This is a genomic window from Candidatus Poriferisodalis sp. (assembly GCF_965215815.1).
GTDB lineage: Bacteria > Actinomycetota > Acidimicrobiia > Acidimicrobiales > Poriferisodalaceae > Poriferisodalis.
Genome location: NZ_CBDCEO010000009.1, coordinates 1 through 17,187, shown reverse-complemented (window position 1 = coordinate 17,187; position 17,187 = coordinate 1). Strand labels below are relative to the sequence as shown.

16 protein-coding genes are annotated in these 17,187 nt (G+C 64.7%); 8 read left to right on the top strand and 8 right to left on the bottom strand.

The genetic code is table 11. The annotated features are described in order from the left end of the window. On the bottom strand, window positions 1-553 hold a 553-nt coding region (locus ACOOHB_RS01220), incomplete at its 3' end, for a helix-turn-helix domain-containing protein (RefSeq protein WP_420443009.1). A gap of 237 nt (window positions 554-790) precedes the next feature. Between ACOOHB_RS01220 and ACOOHB_RS01215 the strand changes: the two genes are divergently transcribed. Next, a complete protein-coding gene (locus tag ACOOHB_RS01215) occupies window positions 791-1,906 on the top strand; it encodes an LLM class flavin-dependent oxidoreductase (protein ID WP_419921027.1) in 1,116 nt (371 codons plus the stop codon). Between the two features lie 46 nt (window positions 1,907-1,952). Here the strand turns inward: ACOOHB_RS01215 and ACOOHB_RS01210 are convergent, their stop codons facing one another. The 4 genes from ACOOHB_RS01210 to ACOOHB_RS01195 form a co-directional block, all read right to left on the bottom strand. Beyond that, on the bottom strand, window positions 1,953-2,360 hold the full coding sequence (locus ACOOHB_RS01210; protein ID WP_420443008.1) for a PIN domain-containing protein: 408 nt from the start codon (window positions 2,358-2,360) through the stop codon (window positions 1,953-1,955). After that, on the bottom strand, window positions 2,357-2,647 hold the full coding sequence (locus ACOOHB_RS01205; RefSeq protein WP_420443007.1) for a type II toxin-antitoxin system Phd/YefM family antitoxin: 291 nt from the start codon (window positions 2,645-2,647) through the stop codon (window positions 2,357-2,359). The genes ACOOHB_RS01210 and ACOOHB_RS01205 overlap by 4 nt, the downstream gene beginning before the upstream one ends. Before the next feature lie 130 nt (window positions 2,648-2,777). Beyond that, complete coding sequence (locus tag ACOOHB_RS01200) at window positions 2,778-3,254, bottom strand: type II toxin-antitoxin system HicB family antitoxin (protein WP_419921026.1); 477 nt, start codon at window positions 3,252-3,254, stop codon at window positions 2,778-2,780. Window positions 3,255-3,257: 3 nt separating this feature from the next. Beyond that, entirely contained in the window at window positions 3,258-3,464 is a 207-nt protein-coding gene (locus ACOOHB_RS01195) for a type II toxin-antitoxin system HicA family toxin (protein ID WP_419921025.1), read from the bottom strand. Between the two features lie 126 nt (window positions 3,465-3,590). Here ACOOHB_RS01195 and ACOOHB_RS01190 point away from each other — a divergent pair, with 126 nt between their 5' ends. The 5 genes from ACOOHB_RS01190 to ACOOHB_RS01170 all read left to right on the top strand — a co-directional run bounded on the left by ACOOHB_RS01190 (window position 3,591) and on the right by ACOOHB_RS01170 (window position 11,532). Next, window positions 3,591-4,442 (top strand): LLM class F420-dependent oxidoreductase, encoded by an 852-nt coding sequence (locus tag ACOOHB_RS01190; protein WP_420443006.1) that lies wholly within the window; start codon window positions 3,591-3,593, stop codon window positions 4,440-4,442. 47 nt (window positions 4,443-4,489) lie between these two features. Then, complete coding sequence (locus ACOOHB_RS01185; RefSeq protein ID WP_420443005.1) at window positions 4,490-6,070, top strand: acyl-CoA carboxylase subunit beta; 1,581 nt, start codon at window positions 4,490-4,492, stop codon at window positions 6,068-6,070. Between the two features lie 126 nt (window positions 6,071-6,196). Then, entirely contained in the window at window positions 6,197-8,197 is a 2,001-nt protein-coding gene (locus ACOOHB_RS01180) for a cytochrome P450 (protein ID WP_420443004.1), read from the top strand. 152 nt (window positions 8,198-8,349) lie between these two features. Then, window positions 8,350-9,051: an ABC transporter ATP-binding protein gene (locus ACOOHB_RS01175; RefSeq protein ID WP_420443003.1), complete on the top strand. Its 702-nt coding sequence runs from the start codon at window positions 8,350-8,352 to the stop codon at window positions 9,049-9,051. 9 nt (window positions 9,052-9,060) lie between these two features. Next, window positions 9,061-11,532 (top strand): FtsX-like permease family protein, encoded by a 2,472-nt coding sequence (locus tag ACOOHB_RS01170; RefSeq protein ID WP_420443002.1) that lies wholly within the window; start codon window positions 9,061-9,063, stop codon window positions 11,530-11,532. Window positions 11,533-11,571: 39 nt separating this feature from the next. On the opposite strand, the gene gluQRS is transcribed toward ACOOHB_RS01170, so the two are convergent. Continuing rightward, window positions 11,572-12,513 carry a tRNA glutamyl-Q(34) synthetase GluQRS gene (gluQRS, locus tag ACOOHB_RS01165; protein WP_420443001.1) on the bottom strand — a complete coding sequence of 314 codons (942 nt, stop codon included), beginning with the start codon at window positions 12,511-12,513 and terminating at the stop codon, window positions 11,572-11,574. Next, entirely contained in the window at window positions 12,510-13,721 is a 1,212-nt protein-coding gene (locus ACOOHB_RS01160) for a nitroreductase family protein (RefSeq protein WP_420443000.1), read from the bottom strand. Before ACOOHB_RS01160 ends, gluQRS begins: the two co-directional genes overlap by 4 nt. Window positions 13,722-13,903: 182 nt before the next feature. Between ACOOHB_RS01160 and ACOOHB_RS01155 the strand changes: the two genes are divergently transcribed. Both ACOOHB_RS01155 and ACOOHB_RS01150 read left to right on the top strand, forming a co-directional pair. Continuing rightward, window positions 13,904-15,331 (top strand): hypothetical protein, encoded by a 1,428-nt coding sequence (locus tag ACOOHB_RS01155; protein ID WP_420442999.1) that lies wholly within the window; start codon window positions 13,904-13,906, stop codon window positions 15,329-15,331. 94 nt (window positions 15,332-15,425) lie between these two features. Continuing rightward, entirely contained in the window at window positions 15,426-16,586 is a 1,161-nt protein-coding gene (locus tag ACOOHB_RS01150) for a pyridoxal phosphate-dependent aminotransferase (protein WP_420442998.1), read from the top strand. 69 nt (window positions 16,587-16,655) lie between these two features. Here the strand turns inward: ACOOHB_RS01150 and ACOOHB_RS01145 are convergent. Beyond that, window positions 16,656-17,187: hypothetical protein (locus ACOOHB_RS01145; protein WP_420442997.1), on the bottom strand; the 532-nt coding region annotated here is incomplete at its 5' end.

Sequence of the window (17,187 nt, the reverse complement as noted above, 5' to 3'; positions counted from 1 at the left end):
CACCTGCCGGACCCGACAGGATCGCCTCAAGCGGTCCCATGCCGAGCGCCTGCACCGCGACAGCGTGACGGCCGAAGCGCAGCTCCCGCATGACCTGGGCCATGAAGAACCCGTGAGCCGGCCCGCCGGCGGGGGGCCGAGGCAGGTCGCGCCAGCCGACGAAGGTGGGAGCTCCCTGAGGAGCAGCCGAATCCACCACACGCTCGAGCAGTTCGCCGAGCCGCCCAGCACCTTCCATGCCGGCAAGCCGCTTGCTGCCGTACTCGGCGCAGATGTCGGCCCAGATCCGCGCTCCTTCGGACGGCTTCATGACCGCACGTCCTTGCGCCACCATCGAACGCATCTTCTCCGGCGCCCAGAAGAACGCTGCGCCGATGACATTGTCGACGGGGCATTCGCCCAACACGCCCAGCCGGCCGGTTGCATATGCGCCCATGCCCTCTGCCATGCCGCGTTGGGCAGCCTTTTCCAGCGTGGACGGGTCCATGAGCCAGTCCATGGCCAGCATTCCCACCGATCCCCGCATGCTGCGAGCAACTGCTGTGGTCTCCATGACACGTCCCTTCTGGGTCCGTCGCTGCGCCCGTCACATCGGACGCTGCATTGCCAGCTCGGGTCGACCAGCAACCCGAACTCTGGGGCGCACAGTCTGTCGGATGACGCCGATGTGTGCAGCAGCGGCCTCGGCACGCCCGCAGTGCTGTGGCGTAGCCTCAGTGTCACCAGCATCGCTGGATCACCCGAGCGCGTACTAGAGCAGCTTCGGGAAGATCCGAAAGGGGAGCACACCATGCACGTCGGATACTCAGCCGTGTTTCAGAACCCGGAGAACGCACTCTCGGACCGTGAGGTTTGGGACCAGGAGATCCGCATGGTCGAGGAAGCCGAGGATCTCGGCTTCGACTCGATCTGGACAGTGGAGCATCACTTCACCGACTACACGATGTGCCCTGACCCGGTGCAGTTCCTGACCTGGGTCGCTGGACGCACCAACCTGCAGCTCGGCACTGCGGTCATCGTGCTGCCCTGGCACGACCCGATGCGCGTCGCTGAGCAAGTCACGATGCTCGACAACCTCTCGGGCGGACGCATGATCCTCGGCATCGGACGCGGATTGGCCCGCGTCGAGTACGAGGGTTTCCGGGTGGACATGAACACCAGCCGTGAGCGCTTCTTGGAGTACGCCAAGATGCTCATCGACGGCCTCGACCAAGGCTATGTGGAGCACGACGGCGAGTTCGTGACCCAGCCCCGCCGTGACATTCGTCCCACTCCCGAGCACTCGTTCAAGGGCCGCACCTACGCCGCGGCCGTCTCGCCCGAAGGCATGCCGCTGATGGCGCAGCTGGGCATCGGCCTGCTCGTGATCCCCCAGAAGCCATGGGAGATCGTCGAGTCCGACTTCGCCGCCTACCACGGCGAGTGGGCCAAGCACCACACGGCACCGCCGCCGCCCCCGCTGTCAGGCGGGTTCTGCTGGGTGGACACCAAAGCGGACCGTGCCGAAGAGAAGGCGATGGAGCACATCGGCAACTACTACGGCACCGTCATGAAGCACTACGAGTTCGGCCCCAAGCGACCGCACGAGGGTGTCAAGGGCTACGAGTTCTACGAGGGCATCTCGAAGTACATCGACCGCCACGGAGCCCGCGGCGCAGCCGAGGACTTCACTCGCCTCATGCCGTACGGGACGCCAGATCAGGTGCTCGAGAAGCTCCAGGTCATCAAGGACAAGATCGGTATGGCCGCCTTCTTCCCAAACCTGGCCTTCGCAGGCATGTCGTGGACCGAGGCGCGGCGCAACCGCGACCTGTTCGCCACCGAGGTGCTCCCCGTGGTCAAGGAATGGGCGGCCCCACCGGTCGGCCTCGCCGCAACCGAGGCCGCAGCCGTCGCTGCCGCCTAGCAGAACGGCGGCGCATCTGGAACGCCCGGTCTGCGTGAGACCGTTGCTACGCCTCGCTCGGGGAATCCGAGAAAATCGAGATGCCCATCGCTCGGGCGACGTCATTCATCCGACGGTCGTAGCTGGCAAGTTCCACGACTTGACCTGCATCGCCCAAGAAGGCGCATGTCGCTAGATGCAAAGCGTCGAGAGTGCGCACCCTCGTCGGACCCGGAAAAGCTCCCAGCGCCCGAGCGAGAACTGGGTGAGCGAGTTCAACTAACCCCACTTGGCTGAGCAGCGCCCGAGCATTTTCGCCGTGGGACTCGGCCAAGCCGCGCCCGTGCAATTGGGTCCAGATTTCGTACTCGGTCAGCCGGCTGGACACGATCGTCTGCTGCCAGAGGGATTCGGGCGGAAGACGATCCTCGCTGAGCAGCTGCGCAAGCGCAACTGATGTGTCGAGGTAGATCATCGGTCGCCTCTGACCCCATCCAGGTCGCGGAGGATTTCGGTCAACGGTGCCACCGGCTGTGAGGGCGGCGGAGCTGTCGCCTGCACGAGCGGTGGCGTCAGCACTCCGGTGCGAACGAGGTCGGCCAGAAAGGCGTCGGCTACGAGCGGGCTCCTGGTCGCCCGCGGCGGTCCCATCTCGGCGACGACGCGGTCGCGGTCAGTCACCAAGATCGTCTCGCCGCCAGCCGCGAGACGTACGTATTCGCTGAGCCGGCTGTTCAGCACCTTGATGCCCACGGATCTCATGAACGCGAGCGTAGCCGTAGAAGTAGCTACAAGTGGCAACTTTTGCGTAGGCATCTCGAAGTGCGTCGACCGCCTCGCCGCCACCGAAGCGGCCGCCCAGCAGAACGGCGGCGGGTCAGCGCCCGCCCGCTCAGGTGACGGCAGGGGAGGGGACGGAGCTTGACGGCTGATCCTCGACGACAAGGTGGCGGCCGAGAGCCTTGAGCGCTCGCTCCACCTCCGCAGGTCGTGAGACGTGCCGCCGGTCGAAGAGGCGCCGGGCCTTGGACTCACGGATGCCGAGTCGGCGGCCGAGATCGGCAACAGAGACTCCCTGATCGCGCATTGCGGTGTACAGGGCGAATTTGGCGGCTGCGGCAGGCGACACCGAGACGAGAAGTTGGCTGGGCTCGGGATCGCTTGGCTCGGGCAGGGGCTCGCCGTTGTCAATGAAGATGCTCAGTGCTACCTCGAGGCAGTCCTGAAGCCGGCCGTGCACTTCGTCGAGCGACAAGCCGCCCGTAATGGCAGGGGGCACATCGGGAAATGTGGCGACGTATGCCTCGCGCCCTGTTGTCTCGGCTTCTTCCTCGTCGCGCACGATCACGCAGGGATAGACATATCTCATCTGTCAGAATTCCCTCTTGTCGATGTCGAGTTGTCTCAACATGGAGCGAAGCGTGCCGGATTGCAGTTCGCCTCTCGACAACGTCGTGGCCTTGTCGCCCAATTGAACCTTGGCATGGCTGCCCTTGCCGCGTTCAGGGGTGTGCTCGACCGTAAGCCCACGCTTGCGAGCGTAACGCCGCAGCCGTCGCAGGAATTCCCGGTCGGTCATGCGCCGCAATGCCAGTTCGGTGTCCTCGGCAGGGCAAGTGATTTTTTTGCGCTGGGTGCGAGCGGCGCGAATCGGCCATGATGTGCGCCGCTGCGACGACCGAGCGCCGTGAACGGGGGCATCCAGATGAAATTCGGCCTGATCTCCGCGAATTTGATGGGCAATGTCGAGGGTGCTGCCGCGCTGGAGACCGCTCAGACTGCCGAGGAAGTCGGCTTCGACTCGTTGTGGGCGATCGAGCACGCAGTGGTGCCCAAGTCGTACTCGTCGACGTATCCGTACGACGAGGGCGGCAAGCTGTTCAAGGGAGCAAGCCAGCTCGACCATGCCGACCCGTTGATCTGGCTGGCATTCGCCGCAGCCGTCACCACACGGATCCGCCTGGCGACCGGCATTCTCATCCTGCCGCAGCGCAACCCGCTGATCCTGGCCAAGGAGATCGCCTCGCTCGACCGGCTCTGCGGCGGCCGTTTCGACTTCGGCATCGGCGTGGGATGGCTTCGCGAGGAATTCGAAGCGCTCGGCGTGCCGTTCGATCGCCGGGGTGCCCGCACCGACGAGTACCTCGCAGCGCTGCGGGTGCTCTGGACCGAAGAAGAAGCCGAGTTTCACGGCGAATTCGTGGACTTCGACCCCGTGTACTCCCAGCCCAAGCCCATCCAGCAGCCGATCCCGATACTGGTTGGAGGCCACAGCGACCGCGCTGCACGGCGAGCAGGTGAGCTCGGCGACGTGTTCTTCCCCGCTGAACGGCCTACGGAGGTGCTCGAGGAGCTGTTCGAGTCGGTCCGCCGGTACGCGGAGGCGGCCGGACGAGACCCCGGAGATGTAGAGATGTGGACGACCGGCGGAACTGACCGAGCGCATCTCGACCAACTGGTCGAACTCGGTGTCAGCCAGGTGATGGTGCCGGGACGCCGTCCCGCCCAGCTCGGCGAGACGTACGGCCAGATTCTGGCTGACTATGCGGACGCCTGAGACCCCGACGGCGCGCGCCACTGAACCGGATCCAAAGGAGACGAGCGATGCCTGAGTACGGCGACGGTGACGCGATCAGTCACGCGGAGCGAGTAGCCGACCTAGACGCACGCGCCGAGGTGATCAGGCGTGACATGGGTGGAGCTTCCAAAGTTCGGGCGATGGCCGCGGAAGGCGATCGCACTATCCGCCAGCACATCGACGCGTTCTGTGACGAGGACACGTTCCGTGAGATCGGTACGTTCAGCCGATCGATCCGTCCCGAGATGCGCGATATCACTCCTGGTGACGGCAAGATCGGTGGGCACGGCAACGTCGACGGGCGCCCTGTAGCGGTGTTCGGCGACGACATCACTGTGTTGCGCGGTTCGAGCTCAATCATCGGCACCCGCAAGGAGGAGCGCCTCTACGAGCGGGCGCTGGTGATGGGCATCCCCATCGTCCATTTCGGCGAGACCGGCGGCGGTCGCATCCCCGATCTCATGGGCTCCGAAGGCATCTCCGAGCCGGGCGGGATGTTCGACATGGCTCGCCGGCGCCACCGTGTGCCGATGGCAACGATGATCTGTGGCCAGTCGTTCGGCGGTTCGTCGTTCGTGTCGGCGCTCAGCGACTACGTCGTCATGGTGCGCGGCTCGTGCCTGGCGGTGACCTCGCCGAAGGTGTTCGAGATCGCCACCGGCGAGGTGATCTCATTCGAGGACGTTGGCGGGGTGGACGTGCACGCTCGCATCACCGGCCAGATCGACCTCGGCGTCGACACCGATGAGGAGGCCTACACGGCGATCCGTCGCTGGCTGTCGTTCATGCCGTCGAACGCGTGGGAACCAGCGCCGCGCGCCGAGCCGCGTGGCATCGACGGCGCCGATCCAGAACTCGCACAGATGGTGCCCGCACGCCGCACCCGTGGCTACGACATGCGGCGAGTAGTCGCCCGCATCTGCGATCCCGAGTCGGTCTTCGAATTGCAGCCGGGCTACGCCCGCAACGTCGTGTGCGCGCTTGCGCGGCTCGACGGGTACGCAGTCGGCGTCATCGCCAATAATCCGATGTTCCAAGCCGGAACGCTGGACCCGCAGGCCTGCCACAAGATCATCCGCATGGCCACGGTGTGCGACTCCTACAACATCCCGATGGTCTTTCTTGTCGATGTCCCCGGCTTCATGGTCGGCAAGCGCGTCGAGCACGACCTGATGCTCCACTGGGGCATGCGCATGATGCACGCCCTGCAGAACGCGTCCACGCCGACGCTGACCGTCTGCCTTCGCAAGGCGTTCGGCCTGGCGTGGCAAGCGATGAACGGCTCCCGGATGCCGAGCCACGGCATCTATTGCTGGCCTGGCGCAGAGATCGGCTTCATGGATCCCGAGGTCGGGGTCAACGTGGCATTCGGCTCGAAGCTGAGCCGTATTGCCGATCCCGACGAACGCGAAACTGAGCGCCTGAAGCTGGTGGCAGAGGTAGCCGAGGCCACGAACCCGTTCGAGGCGGCGGGCACCATGCGCATCGACGAGATGATCGACCCGGCAGATACCCGTCGGGTGCTCATCTCGGACCTTCGGATGTTGGCCAACCGCCCGGTGCCACCACCCGAAAAGCGAGCGCTCAGCTACTGGCCGAGTTGCTGAGACGCCCCAGAAAATTCGCACTACACCGAGGACACGGCGCATGGGAACTGGACACCAACTGCGGTTCCGGTCACCATCCGTGGTGATGTGACATACGTCGGCAATCGGCGACAGTAAGTTGGCCATGTGACCATCCTGAACCTGCCAGCAGAACTGTGCCTGTTGATGCTCGACGACGCAACTGGCGATTTCTGCGCGCTCGAGGGGCGGGCGCAAGAATTCGGCTTGGCAGCTGCTGCCTTGCTGGAGCTGTCCCGTTATGGCCGAATCGCAGTCGAATCCGACCGCTTGGAGCTAGTGGATGCTTCGACGTTCGGCGATCCCGCATTGGATCATGTTCTCGCGCAGATCGCATCCAGCGACACTCACAACGGTCCCGAGGATTGGTTACGGCAACTTGGGCGTGAGTCGGGCTCGCAGATATCTCGTGCGTGCCTGGATCAGCTGGTCGAGCACGGCATTTTGGAGCGAGGTTCCGGCGGCCTGCATTTTCGCGCCGCCGATGTAGACCGGTCGCAGTCCTACCGAGCCACTTCGGGTTCAGTCGTCGACGAGGTGCGCTTGCGGGTGATGCGGGCGCTCTTTCGCAACGGAGCGCCCGAGCCGTCCGACATCATCCTAATTCAACTTGCCGATGCTTGTGGTGTCTTCCGGTGCGTTCTGACTGCGTCAGAATTCGATGAGGCACGACGCGTAATCGAGGGCCTGGGCGAACCGCACACGCTCTGCCAAGCCGCCGGACGCGCTGCTGCTGACGCTCAGGCAATGCGGATTCGCGAGCGTGGGGGCTACAAACCGATCCCCGATGTTCCGGGTTTGCCGGTTTTCGGTAATGCCTTCAGCTTGCTCGGCGAGGTGCAGCCATACCTCATTGACCTCTACCAACGACACGGGCCGATTTGCCGTGTCCGTGTACCCGGCAAGCGCATCGTGATTATGAGCGGCAAAGAAGCAGTCGAGTTTGCGAGGAAGCACTCGCAGACACACCTGCGAAACGATGAGGCGTTCGCTCCCATGCGCCAGGGCGTACGATCCGACCGGCTGCTGATCGCCTCGGGAGGACACGACCACATCAAGCTCCGCCGAAGCGCGCACGAGATTTACGCGTCGTCGAGCGTCGAAGCCAATCTGCCGAAGATCATCGAGATCGCGCGCAGCGTGCTGAGCAAGTGGCATGCGACAAAATCCGTCTCGGTGTATTCGGCGATGCAGCAACTGTCCATCATGCAAGTCGGAGCCTTGACCTTCGGCCAGCCGCTGGACGAGTATGTCGACACCATTCGGTACTGGAACGATTCTCTCATCATCGCCATGCGCGGCGACCGCCCGAAGTTCTTGGTGGAACGCCGGATGCGCAAGGTGCGTTCTGAAGTTCAGCGACTCTTTGCCGAAGGCTTAGAAGAGCACGATCCACTTGAGCGCGCAGGGTGCCCACGCGACGTGATCGATGACCTGGTGGATATGCAACGTCGCCAACCAGAGTTCATCTCCGCGCCAGATCTGCTGTCGGCCGTGATCACCCCGTATTTCCAGTCATCGGATCAGATCGCGTGCACATTGGGGTTCGCACTGCTGTACATGCTCGCAGATCAACGTTACGCCGATGGGTGCCAAACCGAAGCCGATGCGGCGTTTGCGGTAGGAACGCTTAGTACCGAGGGACTTCAGGGACTCGAGATGACTCGGGCATTGATCACTGAGGTGTTGCGCATACACGCCCAAGCGCCGGTCATGCAGCGGACGGCACGCATTTCATTCGAATTCGAGGGTCACTGGGTGCCTGCCGGGACTGAACTGTTGCTGGCCACGGCCGTCGTTCACGGCGACCCTGATGTCTACCGTGACCCTGAGAAGTTTGAGCCCGAGCGGCATCTGCCCCCCCGGTTGGAGTCCCAGCAGGAGGGGGCGTACGCGGCATTCGGCACTGGAGCGCATTCCTGCTTGGGCAAAGAGTTTGCCTCAGACCTCATGGCTGTGAACTTGGCGACGATTCTGCGATATGCCGAAATTGATCGTTATCCATCTAGAGATCACCGGGTCCGGATTACGTCATACCCACTCATTCGGCCGCGTGCTAGGTGTCGAATCCAAGTCAAGCGAATGCGGGACATCGAGGGAACGTCGTGAATGCGAGTCCTGCCGTGAGCGATCAGTGATGTACGACGGCCCATTCGGGCCGGGAGTTCGTCATATGCTGCTTGCGACGGCTTTCTAAGGTGGGCCTGTTCCGTCGGCTCAGTCGGCGGCGACCCCTCTTACCCGACAGGGAGTTCTGTGCCGTGATCGATCTCGAAGGTGTCACCAAGCACTACGAAGTCGGCCCCGTACTGGTCACTGCGCTCGATGGCATCGACCTGCATGTCGAGGCCGGCGAGTTCGTGGTGGTGCTCGGTCCTTCCGGGAGCGGAAAGACCACCACGCTCAACATCATCGGCGCACTGGACACGGCGTCATCGGGCAAGGTGAATGTCGGAGGCCGTGACCTCACAGCGTCCAGCCGGAGCGAGCTCTTTGCGCTGCGACGCGAGACGGTGAGCTTCATCTTCCAGAGCTTCAACCTGTTCCCCGGCTTGACTGCGATCGAGAACGTCGAGTTCGGCATGGATGTCTCGGGCAAGAGTGGGTCGATAGACCCGGCCGAGATGCTCGAGTCGGTCGGGCTCGGCCACCGCATCGGTCATTTCCCCCACGAGTTATCGGGCGGTGAGCAGCAGCGTGTTGCCATCGCTCGAGCATTGGCAACCGGCAACCCGGTACTGCTCGCCGACGAGCCGACGGGCGAGTTGGATTTCAAGACCGGCGCCCAGATTCTCGAGTTGCTCGCCGACCAAGCAAGTAGAGACAGAGCAGTCCTCGTGGTGACGCACAACCGCGAGATCTCCCGGATGGCCGACCGGGTCGTCGAGATGAGCAGCGGGAAGATCATCAGCGATGGCCCACCGGAGGGCGGCAAGACCCCGCTGTCCGAACTGCACTGGTAGGTCTCGAACGTGTGGCTTCTTCGGCTGCGCTGGTCCCTGCGGGACGCGCGCGCACGCTGGATCCAGATTGTCGGCATCGCCTTCACGATCGCCATCGGAATCGGCACCTACGCCGGACTCACCAGCGTCACCCAATGGCGGCTCGCATCCATTGATGAGAGCCTCGAACTCACCAACATGTACGACCTGCGGGCGACCGTCAGCGCAGGCGATGATGTGCCCGCGGGCACACTCGCGCAGCTTGCGAGTGGGATCGACGGCATTGACGAGTACAGCGAACGCCTCGTCACCGACACCCAGGTCGAGACTGTCGTAGACGGCGACGAGCTGCTCGTGCATGGGCGCGTCGTCGGCATCGAGATGACCGCCGGCGGACCGAGCGTCAATGGCGTCGAGGTCATCGAAGGGGACGGACTGCCGCCGCCCGGAGCCGCCACACCGCAGGTGCTGCTCGAACGGAACTTCGCCGCGTTCCACGATCTGCCAACGAGCGGCCATGTGACGGTTGGCGGTGATGTCGGCGTCGACTACGTCGGCCACGCCGTATCGCCGGAGTACTTCCTGATCGTCGAAGGGAACGGCTCGCTCGGCAAGTCCAACCTCGCCGTGATGTTCGCCCCGTTGTCGGTTGCACAGGACATCGCGGGCAGGCCGGGCGCCGTCAACGACCTCGTGCTGACGCTGGAGCCGGGCGCCGACGCAGCTGCAGTGTCCCAACAGTTGACCGATGCTGCAGCGTCGCTGGACGGGACCCTGCTGGAAGTGATCACCCGAGACGAGACGCCGTCGTATACCGGATTAGTCGGCGCACCGGAGATCGATCAGAACATCTACAACGTCATTGCGCTCTTGCTCTTCGTCGGCGCAGCCTTTGCGGCACTGAACTTCTCGGCACGAATGGTGGAAGCACAACGGCGTGAGATCGGTGCGTCGATGGCGCTCGGCGAAACTCCCCGATCCATCGCCATCCGACCCCTGTTGATCGGTTTGCAGATCGGCATCCTCGGCGTCATCATCGGCATCGGCGTGGGCTTCGTAGTCGCAAGTCAGACAGCGAGCGTCGTTCAGCAGATCTTTGGGCTGCCGGTGTTCGAGAAACCGTTCCAGGGAGCGATCTACGCGAGAGCGGCGACGATCGGCTTCCTCGTGCCGATGCTGTCGGTTTTCTGGCCCGTCCTGCGCGCCATCCGAGTCCGACCTGTCGAGGCAATCCGCTCAGGGCACTTGGCATCGCGCGGCGGCGGACTCTCTCCCATCATCAGCCGCTTGCCCCTGCCAGGCCGCAGCCTTGAACGGATGCCATTCCGCAACCTGATGAGGGCCCCCCGGCGCACCTTCCTGACACTGCTGACATTCACGATCAGCCTGGCGATCCTGTTCAGCATGGTGGGCTTGAGCAGCACCTTCACTGCCACCTTCGACGGCGGCGACAAAGAGTTGCTCGGGGGCGAGCCTGAGCGTTTCATGGTGCGACTTGACTCCCTCTACCCGAGCGATTCACCGCAAGTGCAGGGTGTGATCACGGACCCGACCGTGCAGCTCGGCGAGGCAGCCTTGATCCTGGGGGCAAGTGTCGGCGCTGATCCGTCCGCCGGAACCGACGGTGCCGGAGATGACAGCGCCGGTGAGCTCACTCAGCTCGACCTCGCCGTTCGCTTCGTCGACTTCGGAAGTGACGTCTGGACGCCGACGGCATCGCAGGGCGAACTGTCGCGCGGTCAGCCGGGAATCGTGCTCGCCGACAAGGCAGCGCGGGACTTCGGCGTCGGGGTAGGCGACCACGTCGTAGTCACACATCCCGAGCTCGCCAATGGGGTGTTCAGCTTCAGCACCGATTCAGTGCCCGTGACCGCCATTCACCCACATCCGCTTCGGATCAATGCCTACATGGATCTCTCTGGGGCATCTGATTGGGGCTTCGGCGGCCTCGCGAACGTGGTGACCGGTGTGCCAGCAGACCGCAGCAGCCTGAACGACGTAAAGCGGGCGCTCTTTGGCACCGGCACGGGCGTGGCGCTGGTGCAGGGACTTGGCGAGTCGTTCCAGTCGGTGCAGGACTCACTGGATCAGTCGGCTGGTGTCTACATCCTCACCCGGATCTTCGTGATCATTCTGGTGCTGCTGATTGCGTTCAACACCGCCAACATCAACGTGGATGAGCGCGCTCGGGACCACGCGACGATGTTCGCCTACGGCGTGCCGGTCCGCAGGGTGGTCGCCAACCTCTCAGTAGAAGGCTTGCTGCTCGGCGTGGCAGCGGTCGTGCTCGGTGGTTTGTTCGGCTATGCGCTGCTGCTGTGGATGGCTTTGTTCTTGATGCCGACCGCGATTCCTGAGGTGGGCATGCTCGTGTCCGTGCGCTGGGTGGAGATGGTGGTGTACTTCGCGCTGGCGTTGATCGCCATTGCGGTGGCGCCGGTGTTCCCCGGCCGCAAGCTCAAGCAAATGTTCATCCCGGGCAAGTTGCGGGTGATGGAGTAGGGCCGAGCTGCCTCCCACCCATCGAGCCGGCTTACGGCATCACGTTGGTGGAGTTGGGGGCGTACAGACCCACGGCTGGCTCGGCAGCGCCGCGGGATCGAATACTGCGGCGATTGCAGCCAGGTCCTGGGTGGACGTGGCGGGTTTCAGCCCGAGGCTTGCCAAGAGAAGATTGGTGACATCGAGCGGAGTCTCGCCGAGCGCCCGCCGGTCCGACAGAGTTACGGCGCCGTCCCGCTTCGCGAGGCGCTGACCCTGCGGACCCAGCACCAATGGCACGTGCGCATACGACGGGGGTTCGACGCCGAGCAGTTCTGCGAGGTGCACCTGGCGCGGCGTGGACGGCAGCAGGTCGTCGCCCCGGACGACCTGGCTGATGCCTTGGGCCGCGTCGTCCACCACGACCGCCAAGTTGTACGCCGGGGTGTCGTCGCCCCGCTGGAGCACGCAGTCGTCGACGATGCCGGTGTACGAGCCGAGCTGGCTGTCGGTGACCGTGAGCTCGGCGTGGCCCGAATCGGTGGCGTCGACGCGTAACCGCAGGGCCGGGGGACGGCCATCTCTTCGGCGCAATTCGCGTTCGCCGCGGGTGAGTTGCCGGCAGGTGCCGGGATATGCGCCCTCAGGCGACGGTCCGTGCGGTGCCGCTGCCGCCTCGGCGATCTCGCGTCGCGTGCAGAAGCACTCGTAGGTGAGTCCTCGCCCGCGCAGATCCGAGATGGCATCGCGGTACAGCTCGATCCGGTCGCGCTGGCGGATTGGCTCGGAGTCCCAATCGAGGCCGAGCGCAGCAACGTCGCGCAGTTGCGATTCGTAGTACTGCGGCCGCACGGCGCTGTCGAGATCTTCGAAGCGCCACAGGAATCGTCCGCCGGCGGAGCGAGCGAACAGCCACGCAAGCAGCGCCGTTCGCAGGTTTCCCAGGTGGAGATCGCCGGTCGGGCTCGGTGCCCACCGGCCAGTCGTCGAGCGTTCGCTCAATCGCTGCTCTCGGCGAGCGCTTTGATGCCTTCGACGCACCGCTGCATGTTCGCCAAGTGCTCGCTCTGGCGCCGCGAGACGATGCGCGGCTCTTTGTCAGGCATCGCTTCGATCGCGGCGCTGAGGCCAGATGGGCCGGGTCCGAGGCGGACCGTGTGGCGCAGCCGCGAGCGCTGACCATGCAGATGGTCGATCTCGTAGCGCCAGCGGGCGCCGGCGACATCCTCGGTCTCGCCAGTGGCCCAGCCGAAGAGGACGTTCGGCTCGTACTCGGTGATGGTGAGATCGATGTTCCACTCGCCGATGGCGGGATGCTGGTTGTGCCCGATGAACTTGGCGCCGAGGGCGGGGCCGTCGTAGCCGGGGGCCCACTCGGCCCGCACGAACTCTTCGGAGAAATTCGCGCCCACATTGATGTCGCTGACGATTTCCCAGAGACGTTCGGGCGATGCGTCGATGTCCAGTTCGAACGTGGCACCGGGCCCCTCGCCGATGGCACGAGCCGTCGCTTCGTTTCCCCGTTGCTCCCAGGTACGACCCCAGCCGTCGACGTAGGCGATCTCGTTGGCGCGCCGCCGCGGCACGGCCCCGAACTCCGTGCCCTTCGCGAAGGCCAGCGGCAGCAGCGCGACCGGGGTGACCCCATCGGGAATGCCCAGCAGCTCGCGCAGCTCGTCTTCTTTGTTGAGAATCGCGGTGGTCCACGCTGTGGCCATGCCTCGTGCGCGAGCCGCGAGGCAGAAGCTCCACGCCGACTGCAGTACTGAGTCGAACAGGCCGGGCTTGCCGCTGTCGTCGTGCACACCCCACACGCACGGAATGACGATGACCGGAACCTCACCGAGGTGCTCTGCGAGATGGGAAGCGGATTTCATCACCTCTTCCATCGGATGGCCGGTGCCCGCTGTGGCATCGCGCCCGCGCGCCATGAAGGCGCCCACGATCGACTGGTACATCTCGCCGATCGCCTGCCGCTGGGCGGGGTCGCGGATCAACAGCCAGCGCCGGCTGGCCTGGTTGCCGCCGCCGGGACCCTGCTCGGCGACGTCGATGCAGTCGAGCACGACGTCGTGGGGGACGTCGCGTTCGAGGTCCAGCCGCAGCCGCACGGATCGGGTGGTCGACAGCACGCCGTCCACCGACGCGAGGTCAACCCCGGCGGTGTCGTAGCGAGCGGGCACATGGAGGTTCAGCTCTGGTGTCGGCATAGCCGCCAGTATTGCCGCCGCGCTCAATAGTTTCTCCGAGCGTGACGAGACCTTCGCCAGCCGGACGGCACTCCGCACGGCCGATCAGGGTCGGTGTGGTTCTGGCGTCCGCCGTCGGGATTGTCCTGGCTTGCGCGTGCTCAACCAGTCAGCGGGAGCCAGGAGAGACACACGAGCCTGCCGTGCCCGCCGAAGCGGAGACGGCCGTTCCCGTTGCGCCGGAACCCTCTGCGACCGTTCGCGACTGTTCGCCACGGGATCCGGCGGACAACCTTGCGGTCGACACCGCTGCACCTGTGCTCCTCAGCGTCGAGATATCGCGCGCCCTCTACGGGTGCGCCGACGAGATCGGCCTGGCGTTCGCCAACGATTCCGAGGCGATCCTCACGCTGGCCGCACGTGGGATACGCGGACCCCTCTTGCTCATGGAGTCATGGTCTGGCGCTGAAGCGATGGCAGAAATTCGGCGCCTGGCGCCGGAGCGGATCGTGGCGGCAGGCTTCAACGAGCAGGACCTCCGACAACGGCTCGCCGGTTTTGCCGTTGAATGGGTACCCGTCAATCCCGAGGCGGCGCTGCCGCATCAAGACGTCCAGTATGAGCGCGTGTGGATCGTCAACAGCGCCGAGCAAGCTGCGGTGCTCGGGGCCGTCGGGAGACAGATCGACGCGGCGGCGATGACAGCGGTCGGAGACTTGCGGGCCTTGGCCCCACAAGGACGCAGGATGCTTCGCGAGGCCGCTCGTGTGGAACTGCACGCGGATCTTGGCCCCGATGCAGCGTGGCAACTGGAGGTCATCCGTCGCGGTGATGAACTTCCCGGAGGCGGCCTGCTCATGTTTGAGCCAGAACGCGCCCGCCGTTTGGTTGCTATGTACGGCCACCCAGCGACATCGCAGCTCGGAGTGCTGGGAGAACAGGATCCGTCCGAGGGAGTGGCGCGCCTGCGGTCCATCGCTGACGGCTACGACGCGGACGGTTCGGACGTGCTGCTTGCCTTCGAGATCATCGCAACCGTTGCGTCAGCCAGAGCGGGTCGTGATGGCGATTACTCCAACGAGACCGCCCTCGATGAGATCAGGCCGTGGATCACCGCAGCATCTGCCAACGACATGTACGTGGTGCTGGACCTGCAGTCGGGCCGAACCGATTTCCTCACCCAAGCCAAGCGGTATGAGGAGTTCCTGCGGCTACCCCATGTCGGGCTGGCGCTGGATCCCGAATGGCGACTCGGTCCTGACCAGGTGCATCTACGTCAGATCGGCACCGTCGATGCCTCCGAGATCAACGAGGTCGTGCAATGGCTGGCCGGTCTCGTCCGTTCGGAGGCCCTGCCTCAGAAGCTGTTGATTCTGCACCAATTCCGCTTCTTGATGATCACCAACCGCGAAGTGGTCGAGACTCCAGCGGAACTGGCGGTGCTGATCCACATGGACGGGCAGGGTCCGATCGACACGAAGTACAGCACTTGGGATGCGTTGACCGGGCAGCCCGACGCCTATCGCTTCTACTGGGGCTGGAAGAACTTCTACGACGAAGACTTCCCCACCCCCACCGCGGAGCAGGTGCTGGGTCTCACCCCTTCGCCGCTGTACGTGTCGTATCAGTAGACCGCCGGTCACGTTCCGGGTCTCCGTCTCCGTGTCGTTCGCGACGGGCAGCGTGGTGGCGAGAACCCGCTGATCGCGCCGTAACCTCCGCAACGTGGCACGGCTGCCATACCTGAATTCGCGCCTGCAGGGCTACCAGTCGACGATCTTCGCCGAGATGTCTGCGCTCGCTGTGCGCACTGGGGCCATCAACCTGGGGCAGGGCTTTCCTGACACCGACGGGCCGACGGAGGTACTTGAAGCAGCCGTTGCAGCGATCCGCAGCGGTACTGCGAACCAATACCCGCCGGGCATCGGCATCCCGGAGCTTCGCCACGCCGTGGCCCGGCACCAATCCCGCTTCTGGGGCATGGATGTCGACCCCGATAGCGAGGTGCTCATCACCGCGGGGGCAAGCGAAGCGCTGGCTGCGAGCATCTTGGCGCTGACCGAGGTGGGCGATGACGTGCTCACGTTCGAGCCGTGGTACGACCTGTATGGCGCAGTCATCTCCATGGCAGGAGCGGTGCGCAAGGTGGTCACCCTGCGCCCGCCGGACTATGGCTTCGATCCCGATGAACTGGCGGCCGCGGTGACACCGCGCACGCGGCTACTGGTGCTCAACAGTCCGCATAACCCCACCGGCAAGGTGTTCGGCCGGGCCGAGCTGGAAGCCATCGCTGAGGTTGCCATCGAGCGTGATCTCATCGTGGTGACCGACGAGGTGTACGAACACCTGACCTTTGACGGCGAGCACATCCCGATCGCGACGTTGCCGGGCATGGCCGACCGGACGGTCACGATCTCGAGCGGCGGCAAGACGTTTGCCGTGACGGGCTGGAAGATCGGTTGGGTCTGCGCACGCCCGGCGCTGGTCGCGGCGGTGCGAACGGCCAAGCAATGGCTGACCTACGTCAGCGGCGGCCCGTTCCAGCACGCCATCGCCGCCGGGCTCGACCTCGGCGACGACTACTTCAAGGCTCAGGCCGACGATTTGCGTGCAAAGCGGGACCGGCTGTCAGCAGGCCTGCGATCGACCGGTCTCGAAGTCTTCGAGCCGTCCGGGACCTATTTCATCACCGCCGACATCCGCTCGATCGGTCACGACGACGGCATCGAGTTCTGCTGGAACCTCCCAGAGCGGATTGGCGTGGCCGCAGTGCCCAACGTCGTGATGTACGACAACGTCGACGAGGGCCGCCACCTCGTCCGGTTCGCCTTCTGCAAGCAGCACGACGTCCTCGATGCGGCCATCGAGCGCCTCAGAGCGCTCTAGTCCGCACCGCCCGGCTCCGTGCCGGAGCTGGTTGCCGGCACGCAATTCGAGCGGGCTGGGTTCGTGGCCTCAGGTCGCGCGTGTCGGAAACAGAGCAACCGCGATTGCTGATCCGATCATGCCGCCGCCGGTGGACAGCACGAGATCGGCGACGGTGTCGTCGTAGGTGAGGTCCAGTCCGCCGCCGGCGCCGGTTTCAGCCACGATCCACTCGGCGGCTTCCCAGCCCACAATGGCGAGTGCTCCCAGGCTGGCGCCGAGCAGCCAGGCATCGGCGCGGGACAGGCTGGCCCCGCCGCGGCGGTAGCGCCACGCATGGAACGCACCCACAAGCAGGATCCAGTTGAGCGTGTGCAGCACGTCATCGGTTGCTTCGAACGTGTCGTACACGTATGCCAGATTGCCGAGCGTGTCGATGAGAAAGGGCGCAACGATCAGCACATCCGCGGTAGCGGGGTAGGGCCTGAATCGTCCGCGCCATGCGAGCGGCACCACCACAGCCGAGAGCATGAACAGGGGGAAGCGGAACAGCATCCCCTTGCCCTCGAGATGGTCGAGCGGCACGGCGATCGCCACCACGAAACACAGCGCCAACGCCACC